Annotated in this window: 17 protein-coding genes and 1 tRNA gene; 11 read left to right on the forward strand and 7 right to left on the reverse strand. The window is 59.1% G+C overall.

From position 1 onward, the window contains the following. Positions 1 to 727: 727 nt before the first annotated feature. Entirely contained in the window at positions 728 to 1,591 is an 864-nt protein-coding gene (gene metF / locus ABSG47_RS10565; protein ID WP_424169611.1) for a methylenetetrahydrofolate reductase [NAD(P)H], read from the reverse strand. A 94-nt stretch (positions 1,592 to 1,685) separates the two neighbouring features. Further along, positions 1,686 to 3,128, reverse strand: coding sequence for an adenosylhomocysteinase (ahcY, locus tag ABSG47_RS10570; RefSeq protein ID WP_424169613.1), 1,443 nt, complete (start codon positions 3,126 to 3,128; stop codon positions 1,686 to 1,688). 111 nt (positions 3,129 to 3,239) lie between these two features. Here ahcY and ABSG47_RS10575 point away from each other — a divergent pair, with 111 nt between their 5' ends. The 4 genes from ABSG47_RS10575 (at position 3,240) to ABSG47_RS10590 (ending at position 5,724) form a co-directional block, all read left to right on the forward strand. Then, positions 3,240 to 4,178, forward strand: a complete 939-nt coding sequence (locus tag ABSG47_RS10575; protein WP_424169615.1) for an ArsR/SmtB family transcription factor — start codon at positions 3,240 to 3,242, stop codon at positions 4,176 to 4,178. A 67-nt stretch (positions 4,179 to 4,245) separates the two neighbouring features. Continuing rightward, complete coding sequence (locus ABSG47_RS10580) at positions 4,246 to 4,611, forward strand: ArsR/SmtB family transcription factor (RefSeq protein ID WP_424169617.1); 366 nt, start codon at positions 4,246 to 4,248, stop codon at positions 4,609 to 4,611. 111 nt (positions 4,612 to 4,722) lie between these two features. Next, entirely contained in the window at positions 4,723 to 5,472 is a 750-nt protein-coding gene (locus ABSG47_RS10585) for a glucose 1-dehydrogenase (RefSeq protein ID WP_424169619.1), read from the forward strand. A 42-nt stretch (positions 5,473 to 5,514) separates the two neighbouring features. Next, on the forward strand, positions 5,515 to 5,724 hold the full coding sequence (locus ABSG47_RS10590) for a hypothetical protein (RefSeq protein WP_424169621.1): 210 nt from the start codon (positions 5,515 to 5,517) through the stop codon (positions 5,722 to 5,724). Positions 5,725 to 5,735: 11 nt separating this feature from the next. On the opposite strand, the gene ABSG47_RS10595 is transcribed toward ABSG47_RS10590, so the two are convergent. The 4 genes from ABSG47_RS10595 to kdsB all read right to left on the reverse strand — a co-directional run bounded on the left by ABSG47_RS10595 (position 5,736) and on the right by kdsB (position 9,259). Beyond that, positions 5,736 to 6,830 carry a bifunctional transcriptional activator/DNA repair enzyme AdaA gene (locus ABSG47_RS10595; RefSeq protein WP_424169623.1) on the reverse strand — a complete coding sequence of 365 codons (1,095 nt, stop codon included), beginning with the start codon at positions 6,828 to 6,830 and terminating at the stop codon, positions 5,736 to 5,738. Positions 6,831 to 7,479: 649 nt separating this feature from the next. Beyond that, positions 7,480 to 7,869 carry a hypothetical protein gene (locus ABSG47_RS10600; protein WP_424169625.1) on the reverse strand — a complete coding sequence of 130 codons (390 nt, stop codon included), beginning with the start codon at positions 7,867 to 7,869 and terminating at the stop codon, positions 7,480 to 7,482. Beyond that, positions 7,847 to 8,449 carry a nucleotidyltransferase domain-containing protein gene (locus tag ABSG47_RS10605; protein ID WP_424169627.1) on the reverse strand — a complete coding sequence of 201 codons (603 nt, stop codon included), beginning with the start codon at positions 8,447 to 8,449 and terminating at the stop codon, positions 7,847 to 7,849. Before ABSG47_RS10605 ends, ABSG47_RS10600 begins: the two co-directional genes overlap by 23 nt. A gap of 66 nt (positions 8,450 to 8,515) precedes the next feature. Then, a complete protein-coding gene (gene kdsB, locus ABSG47_RS10610) occupies positions 8,516 to 9,259 on the reverse strand; it encodes a 3-deoxy-manno-octulosonate cytidylyltransferase (protein ID WP_424169629.1) in 744 nt (247 codons plus the stop codon). 383 nt (positions 9,260 to 9,642) lie between these two features. Here kdsB and ABSG47_RS10615 point away from each other — a divergent pair. Further along, positions 9,643 to 9,719, forward strand: a tRNA-Met gene (locus tag ABSG47_RS10615). A gap of 305 nt (positions 9,720 to 10,024) precedes the next feature. Here ABSG47_RS10615 and ABSG47_RS10620 read toward each other — a convergent pair. Then, positions 10,025 to 12,367 carry a tetratricopeptide repeat protein gene (locus tag ABSG47_RS10620; RefSeq protein ID WP_424169696.1) on the reverse strand — a complete coding sequence of 781 codons (2,343 nt, stop codon included), beginning with the start codon at positions 12,365 to 12,367 and terminating at the stop codon, positions 10,025 to 10,027. 113 nt (positions 12,368 to 12,480) lie between these two features. On the opposite strand from ABSG47_RS10620, the gene ABSG47_RS10625 reads away from it, so the two are divergent. From ABSG47_RS10625 to ABSG47_RS10650, 6 genes are all read left to right on the forward strand, one after another. Continuing rightward, positions 12,481 to 15,039 carry a choice-of-anchor tandem repeat GloVer-containing protein gene (locus ABSG47_RS10625; protein WP_424169631.1) on the forward strand — a complete coding sequence of 853 codons (2,559 nt, stop codon included), beginning with the start codon at positions 12,481 to 12,483 and terminating at the stop codon, positions 15,037 to 15,039. Positions 15,040 to 15,133: 94 nt separating this feature from the next. Continuing rightward, positions 15,134 to 19,021 (forward strand): Ig-like domain repeat protein, encoded by a 3,888-nt coding sequence (locus ABSG47_RS10630; protein ID WP_424169633.1) that lies wholly within the window; start codon positions 15,134 to 15,136, stop codon positions 19,019 to 19,021. 273 nt (positions 19,022 to 19,294) lie between these two features. Beyond that, positions 19,295 to 20,572 (forward strand): MFS transporter, encoded by a 1,278-nt coding sequence (locus ABSG47_RS10635; RefSeq protein WP_424169635.1) that lies wholly within the window; start codon positions 19,295 to 19,297, stop codon positions 20,570 to 20,572. Positions 20,573 to 20,809: 237 nt separating this feature from the next. Continuing rightward, the gene (locus ABSG47_RS10640; protein WP_424169637.1) at positions 20,810 to 21,994 is read left to right on the forward strand and encodes a S41 family peptidase; all 1,185 of its coding nucleotides are present in this window, start codon (positions 20,810 to 20,812) and stop codon (positions 21,992 to 21,994) included. A gap of 62 nt (positions 21,995 to 22,056) precedes the next feature. After that, positions 22,057 to 22,449 carry a TA system antitoxin ParD family protein gene (locus ABSG47_RS10645; protein WP_424169639.1) on the forward strand — a complete coding sequence of 131 codons (393 nt, stop codon included), beginning with the start codon at positions 22,057 to 22,059 and terminating at the stop codon, positions 22,447 to 22,449. Then, positions 22,449 to 23,018 carry an ATPase gene (locus tag ABSG47_RS10650; protein ID WP_424169641.1) on the forward strand — a complete coding sequence of 190 codons (570 nt, stop codon included), beginning with the start codon at positions 22,449 to 22,451 and terminating at the stop codon, positions 23,016 to 23,018. The genes ABSG47_RS10645 and ABSG47_RS10650 overlap by 1 nt, the downstream gene beginning before the upstream one ends. The last annotated feature ends 3 nt before the right edge of the window (positions 23,019 to 23,021 follow it).

Genomic DNA, 23,021 nt, shown 5'->3' on the forward strand with positions numbered 1-23,021 from the left:
AGAACTGCTCTTTTCCCTCGTCCCTAGTCCTTCGTCATTACCAAAGTCCACCACCCTTTCGTAACCCCACCTCCTCCAGAAACTTTGCATGCAATTAACCCCATTTATGCTTTACTCAGAATTAGCAGAAGAAAGAGCCACGGCCCGAATCCCAAAAAGAATTCGGGCCGTAGCTCATTCAAGGCAGCCCAGAAATTTTTTTTTCGAGGGTGTCCCCTCAAAAGTAACCGCTCATGATAATCAATTAGTAAACACCGTAAATCAGCGGTAAATTACACAAAAACAATCAGATAGCGGCATAATTCTTCACCTCTCGAAAAACAGCCTGACCGGGAAAACAAAAAGCGAAAGTCGTTCCAGAAAATCCTCGACTGCTGCAACCCCAGGCCGCAACATTCGAGCATCTCTCCCGAAGGTATAAAGTTCGGGTGCTCCACCCTCGCCGCGTATTTGCTTTTGCGCCAGGGGTCGCTCTACAGCAAGAGGAGAAATGCTCTAAGCCTGCTCAGCAGCACTGAAGCTAAAGGCAAAACATAACGAAAGAGATTGTTCTTAAAAAAATTTGAGAAAAGCGATTTTTCTCTTGCGTACCCCCAAAGTAATACATTACTTTTGCTCTCAACAATCATTTACCTGTATCCAGAGAGGGCTTTGAGGGCTTAGGGGGATCCGTGCGCCGAAAAACGGCGGACAGGCGGTTACCTTCGAGAACTCAGGGCAGGGCTTGCTACGCCCGCGCTTCGGTTGCAATCGAGAGATTGGCGCAGAGGCGGAGGGACGGGTCTGCCTGATTGATGGTGTAGAAGTGCAGGCCGGGCGCACCGTTTTTGAGCAGCGTTTCGCACAGGCGGCTAACGACGGCGAGGCCGAAGTCAAGCAGGGCCGGCTTATCGTCCTGCAGGGCTTCGAGGCGCAGTTTGATCCAGCGGGGCAGATCGGCGCCGCAGCCAGCGGTAAAGCGAACGATGTTGGCAAAGCCAGTGATCGGCATGATTCCGGGAGTAATGGGAATAGTGATGCCGGCCTTCTGGCAGCGTTCCACGAAATCAATATAAGAGTCAGCGTTGTAGAAAAGCTGCGTGATGGCTCCGTCAGCGCCAGCGTCTACTTTGCGGCGAAAGTTGTCGAAATCGGCGTCGGCGTTCGGGGCCTGCGGGTGCATCTCCGGATAAGCGGCCACTTCAATCTTGAAGTGATCCCCGTGCTGCTCGCGGATGAAGGCGACAAGCTCGTTGGCGTAGTGGAACTCGCCGGGAGCGGCGGAGCTGTAAGCGGTGGCTGGCAAATCGCCGCGCAGGGCCACGATGCGCTTGACGCCGGCTTCGCGGTAGCGATCAAGGAGTACGCCGATCTTCGCTTTAGTAGAGCCTATGCAGGTGAGGTGCGGCGCGGCCTCAATGCCGCAGGAACGCACCACGGTCAGCAAAGTCTCGTAAGTGCCGTCCTGGTCCGAGCCGCCTGCTCCGTGCGTGACGGAGAAGTAGAGCGGTTTGGCATCCGCCAGTTGGCAAGCGACATCGGGCAGCTTGGCCGCTGCCTCAGGAGTGCGCGGTGGGAAAAGCTCAAACGAGATGGGGCATGGCGTGGTCATGAATAACCCTCAGCCTTCAGCTTTCAGCTTTCAGCCTCCGTTCGAACTTACGCCCGAAACTGATAGCTGAAAGCTGACTACTGAGAGCTGTTTCTTAGTAGCGATAGTGATCCGGCTTGTAAGGGCCTTCAACCGGCACGCCGATGTAGTCGGCCTGCGCCTTGCTGAGTTTCGTCAGCTTGACGCCGATCTTCTCAAGGTGCAGGCGGGCCACTTCCTCGTCGAGCTTCTTGGGCAGTACGTAGACGCCGACCTTGTAGACATCCTTGTTCTTCCACAGGTCGAGCTGCGCCAGCGTCTGGTTGGCAAAGCTGTTCGACATGACGAAGCTGGGATGGCCGGTGGCGCAGCCGAGGTTGACGAGGCGGCCTTCCGCGAGGACGAATATCTCATGACCGTCGGGGAAGGTGTACTTATCCACCTGCGGCTTGATGTTGAGCTTCTTCACGGCCTTGTCGCCGTTGAGGCGGTCCATCTGGATCTCGTTGTCAAAGTGGCCGATGTTGCAGACGATGGCCTGATCCTTCATCTTCTGCATGTGCTCGTAGGTGATGATGTCCACGTTGCCGGTGGTGGTGACGTAGATGTCGCCGCGGCCGAGGGTGTCCTCAAGCGTGGTGACTTCAAAGCCTTCCATGGCGGCCTGCAGCGCGTTGATGGGGTCGATCTCGGTGACGATGACGCGGGCGCCCATGCCGCGCAGCGAGTGCGCGCAGCCCTTGCCTACGTCGCCGTAGCCGGCGATGACAGCAACCTTGCCGGCGACCATGACGTCTGTCGCGCGTTTGATGCCGTCGGCCAGAGACTCGCGGCAGCCGTAGAGGTTGTCGAACTTGGACTTGGTGACGGAGTCATTGACGTTGATGGCGGGAATGAGCAGTTTGCCCTTTTCCAGCATTTGATAGAGGCGATGCACGCCGGTTGTGGTCTCTTCAGAAACGCCGCGCCACGCCTTGACGACGTTATGCCAGTGTTTTGGATTTTCAGCATGAACCCGCTTCAGCAGATCCTTGATGACCTGCTCTTCGTGGTTACTGGAAGCCGTGTTGACCCAGCCGTCGCCGTCTTCCAGCTCGTAGCCCTTGTGGATGAGTAGCGTCACATCGCCGCCGTCATCGACAACGAGTTCCGGGCCAAGGCCGCTCTTTCCGTCTTTGCCCTTATGGTTGAGCGCCTGCCAGGTGCATTCCCAGTAGTCTTCAAGCGTCTCGCCCTTCCAGGCGTAGACCGGAACGCCGGATACAGCAATGGCTGCGGCGGCGTGATCCTGCGTGGAGAAGATGTTGCAGCTTGCCCAGCGAACTTCCGCGCCAAGGCTCACGAGCGTCTCAATGAGCACGGCGGTCTGAATGGTCATGTGGAGCGAGCCGGTGATGCGGACGCCGGCGAGCGGCTTCTCCGCCGCGTACTTGTTGCGAATCGCCATGAGGCCCGGCATCTCGTGCTCGGCGATGTCAATCTCTTTGCGGCCCCAGTCGGCCAGGCTCAGGTCAGCCACTTTGTAATCGGTCGCAGTAATTTCCAGCGTTGTCGCCATAAAGAACCCTCTCTCTCACGTCTGATCGAATGCTTCTATCGACGTATCGTGATATGTTGATATGTATCAGGACTTGATTCGATTCGTCAAGGGCGGCTTTCGTAAATTTCTATGGCGTCAACACCGTCAATCGTAAAAATCCTGCGCGCCGCAGCGGACCCTAACCGGTTGCGAATTCTGCTGCTGCTGAAAGCAGAAGAGTTATCTGTGGCGGAGCTGCAGGAGATTCTGACTATGGGCCAAAGCACGATTTCGACGCATCTGGCGCAACTGAAGCAGGCGGGGCTGGTGGAGGATCGGCGAACGGGCAAGAGCAGTTTTTACCGGCTAACCACTGCGAACGGAAATGGCTTGCTGGCGGAGATTCTTACCGAGGCTGCTCGTGAAGCAAAAGAAACCGCTACGGATCAGGCTGCGATGCGGCGGGTGGTTAAGAAGCGGCAGGATCGGATGCGGAGCTTCTTTGACAGCGTTGCCGGGCGGCTGGGACGGGACTACGTTCCCGGAAAAAGCTGGAAGAGCGTAGCTGAGGCGCTGCTGCGGCTGATGCCGTCGATGACGATTGCCGATCTCGGCGCGGGCGACGGGAGCTTCGCTCTTTTACTCTCTGGACGCGCATCACGGGTGATCGCAATCGATTCCAGCGAGAAGATGCTGGAGGTGGGCCGCGAGCAGGCTACCCGCGCGGGGATTGAAAATATCGAGTTCCGGCTGGGCGATATGGAAGAGCTGCCGATGGAGTCAGGATCGGTGGACCTGGCGTTTTTCTCGCAGTCTCTGCATCATGCGCTGCATCCGGCGCTGGCGCTGAAGGAAGCGGCGCGAGTTATTGCTCCTGACGGGCGTGTGGCTGTGCTGGACCTGGTGAAACATCGGTTTGAAGAGGCGCGTGAGCTGTATGCGGACGAGTGGCTGGGCTTTGGCGAGGCGGAACTGGAAGAGATGCTGCTTAAGGCTGGCTTTGTGGATGTGGAAGTGACTGTAGTCGATAAGCATCCGGAGGCGCCGCAGTTTCAGACGCTGCTGGGTATTGGCGTTAGGGGCGATTGAAACGCGCATAGAGCCTGCTTGAACCACGGGTGGGATACCATACATCTAAATAACTGAAGCGCATTTTATGGCTCTGGCGACACAATCCGGTGCGGCAACAAAATCGTCTGGTCTCACGGGGGCACAGCGCACTGCAATACTCAAGGCGCTTGCCGATCCGCGGCGCTTTGAGGTGCTGGAACGCATTGCGCGCTCAAGCTGCGCGGTCACCTGTTCACAGACGCTGGCGGATTTGCCGATTGCCGCGGCTACGCTTTCACATCATTTGAAAGAGCTGGAAGCTGCGGGGCTGATCCATGTACGGCGCGAGGGGAAATACCATTTGCTCAGCGTGCAGCCGGGCGTGCTGGAGGCTATGGCTGAGACTCTGCAGGCGCTCAGCGCCGCGTGTCCGAATGCCGGCCCCAACGCCGCGCGCAAAAACAAAAAATAAATTTCCACAACTGAGCTTGAATCCTTTTACCGCCATCCTTAATCAATTCGATAGTTGTCGAAATGTCGAACCGATGACGGCCCGGCGTTCCTGACAGAAGGAGACAAGAAAATGGCAACTCTTACAGGTAAAGTGGCGCTGGTAACCGGCGCATCGAAGGGCATCGGAGCAGGCATTGCGAAAGAGCTTGCAAGCCGTGGAGCCGTTGTGGCTGTCAACTACGCGAGCGATAAAGCCGGCGCAGAAAAAGTGGTGAGCGAGATCAAGGCCAATGGCGGCAAGGCGATTGCGGTGCATGCCAACGTGGCAGAGCCTGCAACAATTGGGCCGCTGGTGGATACGGTCGTCAAGGAACTGGGACCGATCGACGTGCTGGTGAACAATGCGGGCGTTTATGAGTTTGGCCCGCTTGAGGCGATTACGCCGGAGCACTTCCACAAGCAGTTCAACGTGAATGTTCTTGGCCTGTTGCTGACGACACAGGCGGCGGTGAAGCAATTCAATCCGGCCGGCGGCAGCATTGTGAACGTCAGCTCGGTGGTGGTGGACGGCGTTCCCGGAGCCTCTGTTTACAGCGCGACCAAAGGCGCGGTGGATACGATTACGGCGGCGCTGGCCAAGGAGCTTGGCTCGAAGAAGATTCGCGTGAACTCCATAAACCCCGGCATCATTGAAACCGAAGGCACACATGCAGCGGGCTTCATCGGCAGCGACTTCGAAAAGGAAGCCGTGAAACGGACTCCGCTTGGCCGCATAGGCCAGCCTAAGGATATTGCGACGGCGACAGCGTTCCTGGCATCAGAAGACTCAGCATGGATCAATGGACAGTCAATTTACGCCGCAGGCGGATTCACTCTGTAACCTGCGCAATCACAGGAACGTCATAACCGAAGGAGAATGACAATGACATTTGCATTCCTTCCCGAAATTGCGGCGGCAGCGGTAGCGCTGTTCGCCGCAAGAGCCGGCGACAAGCTCCGCATTCCATTTTCAAAGCGCAATTCCTGCGCGGATGCGGAGCGTAAAGCCGTGGTGTGGAGCTATAACCCCTCGAATAACAGCAGCGGACTGGATGCGTGGCAGCCTGTGACGCGCACGGGAAACTGCGCTTAACTTTTTCTTTCTTAGCTTCTTCTTTCTTTCTCAGCGTCGAGCAGCTTCCGCTTACGCTCGACGCCCCAACGATACCCAGTAAGTGAACCGCTGACGCCCACGACGCGGTGGCATGGCACCAGCACTGAGACTCGATTGAGTGCGCAGGCGCGGGCCACGGCGCGTGTGGAGTTGGGCATGCCGAGCTCGCGGGCCAGTTGCGAGTAAGTGCGGGTTTGGCCACGCGGAATCTGGCGGAGAGCGTTCCAGACGCGAAGCTGGAAGACGGTTCCTCTCAAATCTATGCTCGTCAAATTCGCTTCCTGCGAATTTGGCGCTTCGGCGCTGCGAAGGCTGTGGCTCAGGTCGGAGCCTTCATGGACGCTGGCGAGTGCCGCATCAATCAGCGTTGAAAGGGATGCGTCGCGGCGCAGATCCGCGAGGGGAAACTCCTCGCGGAGGGTGGTTTCCGCTGCCGCTTTTGTGCCGTCGAGGGCGAGCCAGCAGAGGCCGCGGTCCGTGGCTCCGACAATCATCCATCCGAATGGCGTAGAGGCTGTGGCGAAGCCGATGCGCTCGCCTTTGCCGCCTTGTGCGAAGCGGGCGGGTGTCATGCCGAGCTGCGCGGCCTCATGGGCACGGCTGGGCGAGCTGAACCCGGCGTTGTAGACGGCGTCTGTCACGGAGTTTCCTTCCTTGAGCGCGGCACGGAAGCGGGCTGCGCGAAGAGCGCGCTGGTAGGCGAGCGGGCTAACGCTGAATTCGCGTTTGAAATTCCGCTGCACGGTGAATGGGCTGAGGCCGGAGATGCGGGCCAGCTCGGCGAGCGGGACGGCGCGGTCGAGGTTGCGCTCGATGTGTTCGCGGACCCTGTCCAAAGGATCGCGCTCCGTTGGAGTGCAGCGCTGGCAGGGGCGGAACCCGGCAGAGCTGGCTTCGGCGGCGGTGCCGAAGAAGCGCACGTTTTCACGGCGTGGCGGACGGCTGCCGCAGCCGATGCGACAGAAGACACCGGTGGTGAGGACGGCGTAGAGGAAACCGGCGGTCTTGTCGCGGCTGATCAGCTTTTCCCAGGCTGAGTCTGGATTGATCTGGAGCTGCGGTGCGAGTTGTGCGGTTGCGGTCATGGAAGCATCATGGCTCGGATAGTGGAGAAGTACACTCCGATTCTTGCGCGCAATTCCGACGGTAGCAGTTTACGAGTGGCGTGATGGGCTGCGGATGGACTTTCGCTTTTTGTTTTCCCTGTGAAGGGCGTTTTGAAGGGATGGGTATATTTTGATGTATCTTGTTTATTTTATTGACTTTAATGACGATTTATTGTGTATACTTATTTGACAATAGAAATGGTTACTTTGACGGAGACACCCCCGAAAAAAAATTCGGGGTCTGCCGAAAAAGCTGAAACAGACAGGCCCGGGGCTGATGGGCCGGGCCTTTGTTTCTGCTTATTTTGAGTAAAGCACAAAAGGGGTTAATTGCATGCAAAGTTTCTGGAGGGGCTGAGGGTACGAAAGGGTATTGGACTTTAGTAACAAGGAGAGTTGTGATACCAGCCAGGACAAAAGCAGCGGGTTGGCGCTACGCGTAGCGGGTTAGCGAGTTAGCGGAAAGGCAAAACAGCCTTCGGCTTCCAACGTCAGTAAGAACAGCACCGCCTAAGGAAGGTCTGATTAAGTCCGTGAAGCATACCTCAGCGGCTAAAGCCGCATTGATTTTGCTGCATTTATGTCACGGCTGAAGCCGTGACCTACCGTTCGTGCCACTTAATCAGAGTTACTCCTCCGCAACTTTGATGGCCTGCTCAAGCTCCTGTTCTGAGATATTGCCAGCCGTGTCGTAGGTTGTTGCATTTCGTTTCTTCGAGAAGACTTTCAGCTTCTGAACCAGTTTTGGATCGCTTTTGAGAGTAAGTTCCAGGGACTCGATAATCTTTTGATGGTGCCCTGTTTGTACCCTGGTCCGGTAGCCGCTTGCCCGCAAAGCAACATTCGCAGACGTGAGTGCCGCGCTGAATGCTGCCTGAAACCGGAGGTCTTCGGAGATGGCTTCCACCTTCGAGTCTTTGAGAGCGCGAGTGACGATTCCCACCAAGTCTCTAATCTCGGCTGGACTGGATTCTTCGGCCTTGAGCCAACCGTATTCAACCCATTTTTCCAAGCTCATCTTCATCTCCGATCAAAAGCATCTTCTCGCCGCGCAATACCGAGGTCAAGAAGTGATTTCCGTCTTTCACCCTGGCTTTGAATTCTTTCAGGGAGTAGACCGTTGGGTTAATGGGCCGTGCAATGGCATTTTCTACAGGAGCCAATGGAGTGAGCACGTCATCCAGAGTTACATTCCCCACAATCATCAAATCGACATCGCTTCCCGCATCCTCGTCTCCTCGCGCAATCGACCCGTAGACGAATGCAAACGTGATTTGCGGAGCAAGGAGGGCAAGAGCGGAATGAAGCTGATGAAAGATACCCGATGTCTTAGCGATCAGCGAACGAAGTTCTGCAAATGCCGGGTGGTGGATATTTGCCTGATAGAAGACCTGTCGCCCTATCGTTGTCCGATTGAGCAATCCTACTTTCGACAAGGTTTCCAGTTCTCGCTGCACGCTGCCGACGCTTGTTCCGATTTCCCTTGCTATCTGACGAACAAAGAAAGTCTGATCGGGCATGCCATAAAGCAACGCCAGGACACGGCCTCGTGTCTGCCCAAACAGTAAATCGCCCAGCGATTTCGAGTTCGTTCTCATAACGAGAACAATTGTACTCAATATGAGAACGATTGGCTATAGAAGTTTGAGGTGGGACCCGCGTCTCTATTCCAGCATGCGCGCTTTGAGCACGGCTTCGGCGCGGGTGAGGTCTTCTTCAGTGTCTACGCCGATGGTGTCGGCTGGGGCGGGGGCTACGTAGATGTCGATGCCGTTTTCGAGGAGGCGAAGTTGTTCGAGGCGCTCTACCGTTTCAAGCCATCCGGGTGGGAGGGCGGCGAATTGCTCCAGCGCGGTCTTGCGATAGGCGTAGATGCCGAGGTGCTTGCGGTAGCCGGCGAATCCGTAGGCGTCGCGGTCAAAGGGGATGGTGGCGCGCGAGAAATAGAGTGCGCGGCCGTTGCTGGCGGTGACGACTTTGACCGCGTTGGAGTTGGCGATGTCTTCCGCTGGGCAGCGGACGGCGAAGGTGCCGACCTGGACTTCAGGCCGGTTGAAGAGATCGATCAATGGGGCGAAGAAATCGGGTGTCAGGGTGGGTTCGTCGCCCTGGATGTTGACGTAGATGCCAGCGTCAATACGGGAGGCTACTTCCCTCACCCGGTCCGATCCGCTGGCGCATGCTGGAGAGGTCATTTCAAAGGGAATGCCGCGCTCGCGGCAGGCGGCGGCAACTTCTTCGGAGTCCGTGGCGACGAGAACGGGGTCCATGAGGCCGCTTTCGAGTGCGGCGCGCCAGACCCACTCCACCATTGGTTTGCCAGCGATGGGACGGAGAACTTTGCGCGCGAGGCGCGTGGAGCCGAGGCGCGCGGGAATGACCCCAACGATGCGAAGTGGAGATGCCATGACTGTCTGAGTTTATAAGGTGGAAATGAGGGTCTAAAAATTAAATTCCCCTCCGGCTCATCTTTCGAACCGGAGGGGAATGTTTTTAATTTATCGGGGGAGGGCTTGCTATACAAACTGTGATGCCTGGCCGTTTGGGTAAGTTGTCTCGAAGTGCAACATTGTGCAGGGAGGCCCCTGAAACGTCCGCATTGGTGATGCAAGCGGCTGCGAGCAGGGGCTAAAGCCCAAAGTTTCTTGGACTTGTGCGGCACAACTCAAGTTGCGCCCTGTTACAAAGCAGTTCAGGCGAAGGTTGCGCTCATATTCCAGCCTGTTTGACCATGAACCGATGCACCCGTAGAATCGATACCTGGGCTTCTGTTCTGAGGCCCGTTCTGCCTGGCGGAGTAGCTCAGATGGTTAGAGCGTGGGATTCATAACCCCAAGGTCGACGGTTCGATCCCGTCCTCCGCCACCAAGACTGCGTTTCCCCTGGTCCCATCCATTCCATAAATCCCTCTCGTCAAACAATCGAAGTTTGTGGAGACAGGCAGGCCGTATCAATCAGGGATTTATATGCATCACTCCCTGGATGTCTTTGGGCGCAAAACTGCGCTTCTGGAGATGCCTTGAGCATGGGGTCTTGTTTTTCAGCGGGTTAGCCGCGCTTCGCGCGATAGCGAGTTAGCAAGTTGGCGGAGAGAAAAACGAAGAGGGGAATTCGATCTGTAATTCCCAAAAAATCAGCCGACGTGTGTGCAGCACGGGTGGAAACAACGAGTTCTAGTGGATGGCGAGGTTGCGGCGGTAGGCGTTGAGTCGCCGCAGGGGGCCGAATTCGGGGTCGGCGGACTTCCAGGTCTCGGCTACGATCTCATACGCGCGTGCTGCTTCGGCGGAGTTGCCACTGAGCTGCCATGCGCGCCCCATCGCGAGTTCCGACAGGGGCAAGTAGGGTGAGGTGGGAAGGCTGACGCGTTGGGCAAGGACTCGCTTGAACTCGCCAATGGCCTCGCTCCACCGCTTCTGCTGTAGATAGGCCAAGCCTCGATAGTAGGCAGGCGCATATTCCATATCGCTGCAGAAATCGTACGGGCGGGCGCGCTCGAGTTCACGGACCGCGGCAGCGCCGTTGCCCAGTTGCATCCACGCGGCGGCGCGAGTGGAGGACAGAACGGCATCGTTAAGAATGGTATCGGCCGGAGCCTCGGCGGCAACTTTGGCGCTGAGGGCGCGGGTTTCCGACTCATCGCCGGAGCGGGCGAGGGCCAGCGCCGCTGCGGCCTGGACGTGGGGGCTGTTCGGAAATGCCTGGAGGGAGGCGCGGGCGCGCTGCCTGGCAACTTCGGGGAGGTCGAGATCGGCTTCGAGGCCGGCCTGGTCGAGGCTGATCTCGGTCGCAAACTCATTGAGGTTATTTCGTCTTGCGCTCTCTTCAGCGAGGTTGAAGAGCCGGTTCGCCTCTTTCATCTGTCCGCGATAGAGAGAGATCCAGGCGGCGTTGGCCAGGATCTGGCTCTCGGCGGGATCGCCCTTCGCCTTCTCAAGCTCCGCGCGCATGGCGTTGGCGTCGTTGTGTACGAAGTCATTCTGGAAACAGGCTACGCGGAAGCTGAGGGAGTCAGTTCTTCCGGGGATCCTGCTGTTGCAAAGCCGGGCGACGGCGGCGTAGTTGCCGGTGCGAAGCTCTGCCCGCACAAGATTGGTGTAGGCATAGTCCCAGTTGGGGTTGAGCCGGACGGCTGCCTGTATTTGCTCGAGCGCCTTTGCGAAGTCGCCTAGACGGTCGTACATGTCGCCGAGGTTGTTGGCGGCGATGGGGTCGCGCGGGTACATCTCTCGCCACAACTTCAGGGCATTGGTGGCCAGGGCAATCTCGCCGGTGGTGGTGAAGTAATGCGAGGAGATGTAGAAGCGCTGGCGTTCGGTGGTGCGGTCGCGGAGTTCAAAGGCGTTGCGATAGGACTGTTCCGATGCGGTGTACTCTTCGAGATCGGTATAAACGGCGCCGAGGCGAGCGTAGGCGAGCGCGAAGTGGGGGTCGAGGGCGACGGCGAGCTTGTAATCCTCAATCGAGGCGGAATCCATGCCGGCCAGGTGTTTGCGTTCGCCCTGGGTGAAGGCTTTGAGGGCGCCGAGGGAGCCGGTCATCGCCTGACTGACCGGAACACTAAATTTCTGCACCGAAGCGCGTGGTTCGCCGAGGGTGAGCCGCATCTGTTCCGCGGCGGAATCGAGCGCGGCGAGGATCTCGGGCTCGGCGCGGACGGCAAGGGACTGGGAGGCGATCAGGCGACCGTCCGGACAGCGCCAGGCGCTCAGCTTGAACTGGTATCCCGATTTCGTGGAGAGGATCTCGCCGCCGACGACTTCGCTGGCATGGATGTCGGCGCAGGCCTTGAGCTCAGCGGGCAGGGATGTCGCGTCCGCGTCGCGGGCAAGCCGGCGAAAGCTCTCTTCCGCGCCGAGATTGAGATAGGGAGACTCTTCCATCTTGGTCTGAAGCGCGGGCGCGAGGACTCCATCGAGGTCAGACTGGCCGGTAGAGTTCTTGACACCGCCTACGACGATCAGGGAAGAGACGGACGGAGGGATGGCGCTGCCGGCCTGGCGCATCTTATAGACGATTAGCCCGGCGGAAATAAGGACCAGAACAGGAACCAGGAGGAGAAGCCCTGCGATGAGTGGCGGAAACCCTTTGCGATGGGAAGAGACTGGCGGCACCGGAGCGTATAACGGGATTTGCGGCACGCTGGCGGGAGCTGGGACGGAGACAGGCGTGACCGTGCCGATGAACCGGTATCCGCGCCGAGGGACGGTCTCGATCAGGCGAGGAGCCGTGGAGCTATCGCCGAGAGCCTGGCGCAGTTTGGTGGCGGCGACCCGCAGGCTGCGGTCGGAGTCCTCGGCATTTTTCTCAGGCCAGAGCTGCTTCCACAGGGCCTCACGCGACACCAGCTCACTGGGCGTCTGCAAGAGACTTACCAGCATCTGGAGAGGCTGATCCTGGATTTTGACGCGTTCGCCGTTGTGCAGCAGGACACCGCTCCGGGGCTTCAGCTCGAACTCGCCGAACTGATAAGCGGTAATGCCAGCGGAGGAAGTGTCTTCGAGGTCCAGGGGAATAGAGCGCCGCCCTTTCCTGTTTGCAAGTCAAGTTATTGAGAGTGAATGATTAGCAAACTGTTAGCAACTAATTTACTTGACGGGCTCCGCATCGGCAAGTTTAGTTGCATCTCATGAACCCTAAAAAGCCCGTTCATCTCCTGTTCGTGCTGTGCGTGTTACTTGCAGGCCGGCTCCTGGCATCGAGCCAGGCAGCCGCACCGCTGCCCGCGAGCGAAAACATCCTCTATCAGTTCGCAGCCACGTCGACCGATGCCACACAGCCCGATGCCGCTCCCATGCAAGCGAGCGACGGAAATTTCTATGGGACCGCTTTCGGTGGAGGCGCCTACGGAAGCGGCGCTCTCTACCAGATAACCCCAGGCGGGAAGTACCAGATTGTCTATAGCTTCACGGGCGGAAATGACGGGGCAGGTCCTTACAATACGCCGGTCGAAGCCAGCGACGGCAACCTGTATGGCGTGACCAACTACTACGGAGCGGATGGGACAATCCAGACCGGCGGCACGATCTACCAATACAATTTGAAGACAGCCACGCTGACGACGGTGTACAGCTTCGTGAACGGGGGCGTCGCAGGGTTCGGCGACCTGGCCGACGATGGCAATGGCACGCTCTACGGAACGGCGAATCGCGACGATCCCAGCGGAAACAATCTGGGCGGGGTCTGGTCGTTCAACTACCTGACCAATACCTTCAAGACGCTGCACACGTTCACCCAGAGCCAGGGAACCGGCCCGCTGGGGGGCGTGGTGCTGGCCAGCGACGGCAACCTATACGGCACGGCGGAGTGCGATGGGCCATATACGTTCGGACCTCCGAACTGCAATGGGTATGGCACAGCCTTTGTGATGGCGACGGACGGATCAAACTTCCAGGTCATTCACAACTTCTCGAACGGCACCCAGGGACCCGAGGATGGCTACTGGCCCATCAGCACGCTTGTAGAAGGGCCGGACGGCAACCTATACGGCTTCACCTTCGAGGGTGGCAACGAGGGCAACGGGACGGGTGTTGTCTACCAGATTGTGCCCAGTGGGGCGAGCTCGACGTTCAAGACGGTGTACGAGCTGCAGAGCGGCGACGGGAACAACCCGCTGCACGGGCATCCGTTTCTGGGTGGCGATGGAAACCTCTACATTGCGGGATCGGAAGGCGGGCTTTACTTCTCTGGACAGGTAATGCAGATCAGCACCTCCGGCACAAAGGCGACGGTTTTCGACTTCGACTCCGCGACGGGCAATGGAGACTATCCTGCGTCGTCGCCGTTTGAAGGCACGGATGGCAACCTATATGGAGCGACGGCCTTTGGGGGGGCCAACGGCCTCGGCGTGTTCTATCAACTGCTGACAACGCTGCAGCCGGCTATCGCGCTGACGCCGAGCGGGAACTCTATCAAGAACGGCGGCTCGGTGACACTGGGGTGGACTGTCAGCAATGCGTTCTCAGTGAATGCCAAAGTCTGCATGGCGAACAGCACGGATGGCACATGGAGCGGGCCGCTGGCGACGACGGGGAGCGTAGTGGTGACGCCGTCGGCAACGAATGCCATCGTCAACTACGCGATTACCTGCGGCGGGATGGAAACCGCAACCGCGCAGATTGTGGTTGGCACTATTCCGCCGCAGATTACGACCGGCGCCCTGGCGGGTGGCGTTACGCGGTCGTCTTACTCGCAGACATTGAGCGAACTGGGCGGCGTAGCTCCGTTCGCGTGGAGCGTTTCCAGCGGGACATTGCCGAACGGACTTACGCTTAACTCCGCGACGGGAACGATCGCCGGTACGCCGACAACTCCCGGCACCTCTACATTCACGGTGACCATCACGGACTCCGAGAGCAAGCCTTTGAGCGCGAGCGCGAACTTGAGCATCACTGTTGTGCATGCGCCGCTGGTGACGCCGACAACCGTGCTGACGCTTATGCCGCCCACGCTGGTCTTCGGCAGCAGCACAACTCTGACGGCCACCGTCAGCGGCGTCAGCGGGGTTTCGGTGCCGACGGGAACGGTGCAGTTCGCGCTCAATGGCACCGACATGGGCGCTCCTGTTGCCCTGGTAAACGGAGCGGCGTCAGCGCCTGACGCTCCGACGAGCACGGGGACGTACGGGTTCTCGGCGACCTACTCGGGAGACAGCAACTACACGGCAGGCAACGTCGCGACGACGACGCTGACGGTCACCGCATCGGCAACAGCGGCGTTGGCCGCAGATCCAGACATGATCTCGATTCGAGGACCTGGCGCGACCGGTTCGACGACTTTGACGCTTTTGAACTTCCCGGCAGGGTCGGCGGTTATGTTCAACTGCGCGGGACTGCCGGCCGGGGCGAATTGCGCCTTCGGCACGGTCAGCAGCGCGTCGACTGTTTCGCTGGTCATCAGCACGAGCGGCTCAACCGCGGCGATGGCGCCGTTCCGGCCGAGCCGTTCGCACACGGCGTATGCGCTGATGCTGCCCGGTATCTTTGTGCTGGCCGGGCTGATAGGCAAAAGAAAGCGGATCGCCGGCCTGTTGATGCTTATTCTTCTGCTGCCGCTAGCGACCGTCCTGACGGCATGTTCCGGCGGCACAAGCACTCCGGGAACACCGACAGGAGCGAGCAACGTGACCGTAACCGCCAGTGCAGGAAGCCAGACTGCGACGATCAGCCTGGCGCTCGTGATCCAGTAGAGCACCCGACCTACGATAGCCATCTCCGGGCGCACTTATTCGACCCGCGCCCGGAGATGGTTTCAGCCAAAGTTTCAGTTTTTCAGGAGATTCGATGAAGTCGACCTTCCACGTATTGTCTACCTTCAGGGTTGCTTTGCCGGGCGCAGTGCTGGCGCTTGCAGGGTTTGCAGCTCAGGCACAGGCTGTTCCCCAGATCACAAGCCCTGTCAACGATACAGAGCTGTCTACGCTGACAGGGAACGTTCATCCGCTGGCACAGGCGGCCTATGACACGGGCGCTGTTCCGGCGAACACGGCGACAGGGCGGCTGATTCTGACCCTCAAGCGTTCCGCCGCCCAGGAAACCGCGCTGCGCCAGTTTCTCTCCGATGTCCAGACCAAGGGCAATCCTTCGTACCACAAGTGGCTGACGCCAGCGCAGTTCGGGCAGCAGTTCGGCGTGTCCGATTCCGACCTGGCGCAGGTTCAAACATGGCTGCAGTCACAGGGCTTCACAGTGGATAAGGTTGGCGCGGGCCGGACAGCGATCGAGTTCTCAGGAACCACAGGCCAGGTTTCCACGGCGTTTCACACGTCACTGCATACCTACGCGATAAACGGTGAAACGCATCATGCGAATGCAACGAATCCGCGGATTCCCAGCGCTCTGGCATCGGTGATCGCCGGCGTAACCCGGCTGAACGATTTTCATCCCAAATCGCAAGCGCATCTCCTGGGGCGCGCCAAGTACGATGCGGCCTCGCGGACGGTGAAGCCGGAGTGGACAATCGGCAGCGGCTCCGGAGCGGCCTACGCGATGGGACCTGCCGACTTCGCAACTCAATATGACGTGACTCCGTTGTACGGGGAGGGACTCAACGGCACCGGCCAGACCCTCGGCATCATAAACGATTCGAACATCGACCTCGGCATTGTTCAAAACTACCGCGCATTGTTCGGCCTGGATGCGAATCCGAGCCAGCCGAACCTTCCGCACATCATCATCGACGGGAACGACCCCGGAGTGACGTCCGATTCGACCGAAGCCTACCTGGACGTGGAGATGTCCGGCGCGGTGGCCCGGCTGGCTACGGTGAACCTGTATATCGCCGCCGATACGGACTACGACGACGGGCTGGACCTGGCGATTCTTCGCGCCGTCGAGGACGACACGGCACCTGTTCTGAGCCTGAGCTTTGGAACCTGCGAGCCCGCGGCCGGCGCTGGATACCTGGCCTACATCAGCTCGGTGTGGGAGCAGGCAGCAGCGCAAGGTCAAACGGTGATGGTGTCGACGGGCGACAGCGGCTCGGCGGGCTGTGACAACGAGAACAACCCGTTTCCCGCGTCCCTGGGGCTGCAGGTGAACGGGCTCGCTTCGACTCCGTGGAATATCGCGGTCGGAGGCACCGACTTCTACTACAGCGATTATGCAACGGGCGGCGCAAGCATGACACAGGACTGGAGCGCGACCAACAGCGCGAGCCTGGGCTCCCTGTTGAAGCCGCTTCCCGAACAGCCGTGGAACGACAGCAACTATGGATTGGACGTGTTTGTCGCGGAGGGAACGTCGATTGCGAGCGGAGGCGGCGGACAGAGCACCTGTGCCGTTGTGAATGGGCCTCTCGAAGGACAGAACCCGATCACGTCAGAGGGACTTTGCATCGGTTTAGGCGGCGTCCCGAAGCCCGCATGGCAGAGCGGCCCAGGCGTGCCGGCGGATGGGGTTCGCGATCTTCCGGATCTTTCGCTCTTTGCGGCGAACGGACTGAACAACAGCTTCTTTGCCATCTGCGCCGAGGCAGGGGACTGTGTGGATTCCGATCCCAGCTCCGGAACGTTGTACTACACGGGCATCGGCGGCACGTCGGCGGCAGCTCCCGCGTTCGCCGGCATCATGGCGCTGGTGAACGAAAGGTATGGACCTCAAGGGCAGGCGAACACCACACTGTACCCCCTGGCCGCGCAGTTTCCGGCCGCCTTCCACGATGTGACGGTCGGCTCCAACAACGTGCCGTGCGGCTCGGGCAGCGTGGGGTGCAAGAAGGATGCGAGCGGCGGCGGCTACTCGCTGCAAGATTGGCCGGCGACGGTGGGGTACGACCTCGCTTCGGGACTGGGCTCGATCGACGCAAGTGTACTGTTGAGCGACTGGTCCAGCGTTAAATTCACCGGAAGCAGCGTAGCGTTCAGCGTATCTCCAACGACCATCACGCACGGCGCGACGGTGAATCTCGCGACGACCGTGGTGGCAAGCTCCGGCAGCACGATCCCCACGGGAGCGGTGGCAGTGACGGCCGATACGACGCTGCCCGCCAACAAAGGACAGATCGAAATTCCGCTGGACCCCACCGGATCCGGCGAAGCCAGCGTGAACACTCTTCCCGGCGGCACCTACACGCTGCAGGGCAACTACAGCGGCGACGTCAATTTTTCGAGCAGCCAATCCGCGCCCGTGACCGTTACGGTAAATCCGGAGGCAAGTTCTCTTCTGACGAGCGCGTTCTATTTCCAGACATCGCCATACACTACCTTTCCGCTGATCAGCCCGGTAACGTATGGGACCATCGTTGGAATCGATGTGCAGGTGGCCAATGCGGCAGGGACGGTGGACGGGATTGCCACGGGCACGGTGACGGTGATGGACAATGGGAGCGCAATCGCGACGCTTCCGCTGAATGCTACGGGAGCGACGGTCTACTCGTCGGGGACGTGGGCGCTCGGGTCTCACAGCATCACCTTCAGTTATTCGGGCGACCCCAGTTACAACGCAACCACGACCATGAAACCGCAGAGTCCTGTTACGTTCATGGTGGGCCAGGGCACAGCTTCTATCTCCCTAATTGCGAATTCCAGCTCTCTTCCCATCGGGGGCACATTCGTTTTGCAGATCGCGGTGTCGGGAAGCGACAGCGGCCTTTCGCCAACGGGGACGGTCACGGTGACGCTTGGCAGCCTGACGAAGACGGTTACACTGGCGCCGACGTTCACTTCGGAGAGCATTGCCACGGCGACGTTTACGAATCTTCCGGCGGGCAACTATCCGGTGAGTGTCACCTATAGCGGCAACGCCAACTGGAGCGGCACAAGCGTGACGGGGAATCCGCTGACGGTGGCCGCGTCCACCTTGCTTACGCCCACAATCTCAGTGACCAGCAATCCCGCCAACCTGTCGAATCTTACGCCGGGAACGCTGATTACCCTTACGGCCACGCTGCACGGTTCCGGTACGGCGCCGACTGGCGATGTGCTGTTTGTAACCGATGGACAGGTCTTCTCTTCCAATAACAATGACGAGATTCCGGTGGTTTCGGGAACGGGCGGCACCTCTACCGCGAGCATCAGCTTTGCCGCGGGCAACGCTTACGGAGGGACGAACCAAGTGTATGTGCTGTACTTTGGCGATCAGAACTATAACTCGTCAAGCAGCCCGGTGCTGATGTTCAATAACAACCAGGGCGACTTTGCAATCCTGGCGAATAACCCGACGGTGACGGTTGCATCGGGCGCGTCGGGAACGGCGGCCCTGACGCTATCCGCGGGCAATCAGTTCAGCGGCAACGTCAAGTTGAGCTGCGCGGTGACAGGACCGGGCAACTCGCTTCCCCAATGCACGGTCCCGGCGTCTATGGCGCTTTCTCCCACAGGGCAGGTCGCTGTCTCCGTGAAGTTCACTACGACGCTGTCCGGTTCCATGGGCATGGCGAGGCCGGAGCGTGCCGGCTGGTGGCTGCGCGGAGGTGAAGTTACAGCGGCGGCTTGCCTGTTGTTCTTCTTCCTCCCTTCGAGGCGACGCAGACCGGCTGCGCTACTCGGCATCGTGGCGGCGATTGCCTTTGCGAGTGCCATCATGGGATGCTCGGGCTCACAGCAGACCATCGCCCCAGCACCAACCGGGGTTCCGGCTGGGACCTACCAGGCCGTGATCACCGCAACCAATGGGGTGACGACGCACAATGCGGTCGTGATGCTGCAGGTTACGGTCGCCTCAAGTATGTAAGGTCACGGAAGAGCCCCGCTTCGATGAAGCGGGGCTTTTCCACGTGTGTGCGCCGAGGACGCTTCGCTTGAAGACCTATCTGTCCTGAATTCGGTCCAAACCGCTGGGTCAAAAACTTGCGCTGCAAGGATATGTTTTATAGTCATTATGACAAGGCTTCTACCCGTTGCGCCCATCTCGACGGAGTGGGAGATCCAGATGAGCGGGTTCATCCTGAGATAGCGTCTTCCGCCAGCCGCGCCAGATTGGCCGTTTCTATAAGTTCGTGATTCCATGAATACATCTTCCTCATCTGCCACTCTTCCCTCCGCCGATATTCCCGAATCCGCAGTTGAGGGACGCGATCGGGCATCTTCACAAACTCCGGGCCAGCCTTCTGGCACGCTGCTGAAGGTGCTGGCGGCGATCAGCTTCTGCCATCTGCTCAATGACATGGTGCAGTCGCTGCTGCCTTCGATCTACCCGATTCTCAAGAGCCAGTTTCACTTGGATTTTGCTCACCTGGGCATGCTGACCTTTACGTACCAGGTGGTAGCTTCGCTCCTGCAGCCGCTGGTGGGCCAGTACACGGATAAGCGGCCCATGCCGTTTGCGCTGCCTGTGGGCATGACGTTTACGCTGGGCGGCCTGCTGCTGCTGGCTACAGCGCCGACCTTTGGTTGGCTCATTGTGGCCGCCTGCCTGGTGGGCATGGGCTCGGCGATCTTTCATCCGGAGAGCTCGCGGATTGCGCGGTTGGCTTCCGGCGGCAAGCACGGGTTTGCTCAGTCGTTCTTTCAGGTGGGTGGGAATACGGGCTCGGCGATTGGGCCGCTGCTTGCGGCGTTTATTGTGCTGCCGCAGGGGCAGAGAGGCATGGCTTGGTTTGCGATTCCGGCTCTGGCGGGGATTACGGTGCTGTATCGCGTGGGGCGCTGGTACAGGGAGCGGAATCGTGAGGGCGTGGCAAAGAAACAGGTGGAGAAACATGCCACGGTTTCTCTTTCCAAGGGGCGCGTTGCTTTTGCGCTCGCGATCCTTATCGCGCTGGTCTTTTCGAAGTACTTCTATCTGGCCAGCTTGTCGAGCTACTACACCTTTTACCTGATTCAGCGGTTCGGTGTTTCTGTGCGAATGTCACAACTTATGCTGTTTGCATTTCTCGGAGCTGCGGCTGCGGGGACGCTGATTGGCGGCTCGGCGGGCGACCGCTGGGGACGCAAGCTGGTGATCTGGATCTCGATTCTTGGCGTGCTGCCTTTTACGCTGATTCTGCCGTATGCTTCGCTGTTCTGGACGGGTGTGTTGTCCGTCATTATCGGGTTTGTGATTGCTTCGGCATTTTCGGCGATTCTGGTTTATGCGCAGGAGCTTTTGCCGGGGCGCGTGGGCATGATTTCAGGGCTTTTCTTCGGATTAGCCTTTGGGATGGGTGGGATTGGCGCGGCGGTGCTGGGCAAGATGGCTGATACGACGGGGATTATTAGCGTTTACCATCTTTGCGCTTATCTGCCGGCGATTGGGCTGCTTACGGGCTTTTTGCCGGATATTGAGCCGAAGAGACGGGCTTAGAAGCTTTTATCTGTTAGCGATTAGCTATTAGGTTGGCTGTGGGAGAGCAAGCGGGAGTACTATCCCATTCATGGCGCGGTGAAGCTGCGCCATGAATGGGGCACGAGATTCGCGGCTCGCGGACTGACAATACCCGAAATTCTGGGCCTGACAAGCAAAATGACGCCGGTTTCGACTATCATTGCGTCTATATAGGAACGGCGGTGTGCTCTGGGCACATCTGCGATGGTGGTGCGCGTGTCTCGATTCTTTCAGCGGCTTGTTTTTGTGCTCGGCACGGCGGTTTTTGGCGCTCTTGGCCTGGGCTTTCTGTTTGGGCAGTTTGGCTTCTTTGGCGTTCACGCGGGCGGCGACCAGGATGGCGCTTACCGGCAGATGAGCGTGTATGCGCAGGTGCTGAAGCGCATCCAGTCCGACTATGTGACGGAGCCGAACATTACGGATGTGACGACGGGCGCGCTGCATGGGCTGCTGGAGAGCCTGGATGCGGATTCGAGCTACCTGACGCCGGCCGAATACAAGATTTACAAGGACCGGCCGACGACGGGCGTGGGGCAGATTGGCGTTACGGTCTCCAAGCGCGGCGGCTATCTGGCGATTGTGGATGTGACGCCGGGCTCGCCGGCGGACCACGAACACCTGCAAAGCGGAGACGTGATCGAGTCGATTGGAGATACTTCGACCTTTGAGGCGTCTCTGGCTGTGACGCGGATGATGCTGGAGGGCAAGCCGGGGACGAGCGTGACGCTGACGGTGGTGAAGCCGCGGAAGGCCGATCCGGACAAGGTGACGGTGACGCGGGCGCTGGCGCAGGTTCCGCAATTGAGCGAGACGCAGTATGAGAACTCGACGATTCTATACCTGAAGCCGGGAGTGATTTCGAAGGCGCGCGTGGATGAGCTGGGCGCGAAGATCAAGGGGTCGAAGGCGAAGAAGATTCTGCTGGACCTGCGGGATGTTTCGGGCGGCGAGGAAGAGGACGGAGTCCGGCTGGCGAATTTCTTTATCCAGAGCGGCACGCTGGCGCAACTGGAGGGTCAGAAGTTTCCCAAGCAAACCTTTGCGGCGGACGCGGGAAAGTTTTTGACGCAGGCTCCGGTGGTGGTTCTGGTGAATCGCGGCACGTATGGCGCGGCGGAGCTGGTGGCATCGGCGATTGAGGACGCGAAGCGCGGCGATGTGGTGGGCGAGCGGACGTTTGGCGAGGGCTCCATGCAGAAGACGATTGAGCTGCCGGATGGCGCGGCGCTGCTGCTGACCGTGGCCAAGTACGAGGGTCCGGCGGGCAAGAAGATTCAGGATGAGGCGGTGACGCCGAATGTGCGGGTAGCTGCTGCCGACGACAACGACGACGAGGATAGTCCCAGCAAGGGCGACCCGATGCTGGACAAGGGGTTGGAGCTGCTGAAAGCGAAGGGATAGGAACGGCGGCACAGGCAACAGACTCGCGTTGACGCCGAGTAGCAATATGCTACCATCCGGACATGAGTCAGCCCGTCAAGCTCTCGGATGCACTTGTTCTCGACGCCCGCATCACGGGCGAGATCGTAGAACGATCTATCGCCGGTCAAGTGGAATACTGGGCTCGGCTTGGCCGCTCCATCGAACCTCTTATTCAGGGCGATCAGGCTCTGGCATTATGCCGCAACGCATCCGCCCGACCTCTGTCGGAATGTCTCGATTCCGTAGATAGCACGAAGGGGCGCAGGCGGCTGGAAGCCTATCTGGAAAGCCAGCCGTTTCCCCACTACGAGGCGCATCCGGAGATTTCCGGCATGTTGATCCGTATCGATGCGGATGGCGGTCGAACAACCGGCCGTTTCGTCAATCGGCGGTTTCAGGCGGTCGAACCGGTAAAGAGGCCGGCTGGCAATTAGTGGAACTTCCACTGGATCGACGCCCGCTCATTCTGGCTCTTGCCGGACCTAATGGCGCCGGCAAATCGACCTTCTATCATGCTCATCTGGAGGCAGCCGGCCTGCGCTTTGTAAATGCGGATGTGCTCTCCCGAGAATTGCGAATGGGTCCCTACGAGGCAGCAAAGATAGCAGATTCGATCCGGCGGGAGCTTGTAGAGCAACGGGAAAGTTTCATTTTCGAGACGGTCTTTTCCGATCCGACCGGCGACAAGCTGTCCTTCCTGAAGGATGCGGCGCTTGCAGGGTATACGGTCATCCTTTGTTTCATTGGTATCTCCGGCCCGGAGACCTCCGAGCAGCGGGTAGCGATGCGGGTCTCACAGGGCGGCCACGATGTGCCAACGGAAAAGCTGGCGACTAGATACCCGCGGATATTGGTAAACCTCAAAGGCGCATTTCGCGAACTGCCCCACGTCTGGGTATTCGACAATGACGACCTGCGTCACCCCTTCCGGCTTGTTGCCGTCTACGAGAACGGGCAACGTGTTCGGCTACAAGAGCCTGTTCCGCAATGGCTTGCTTGGTAGTGT

The organism is Occallatibacter sp. (assembly GCF_049510455.1).
Classification (GTDB): Bacteria; Acidobacteriota; Terriglobia; order Terriglobales; family Acidobacteriaceae; genus Telmatobacter.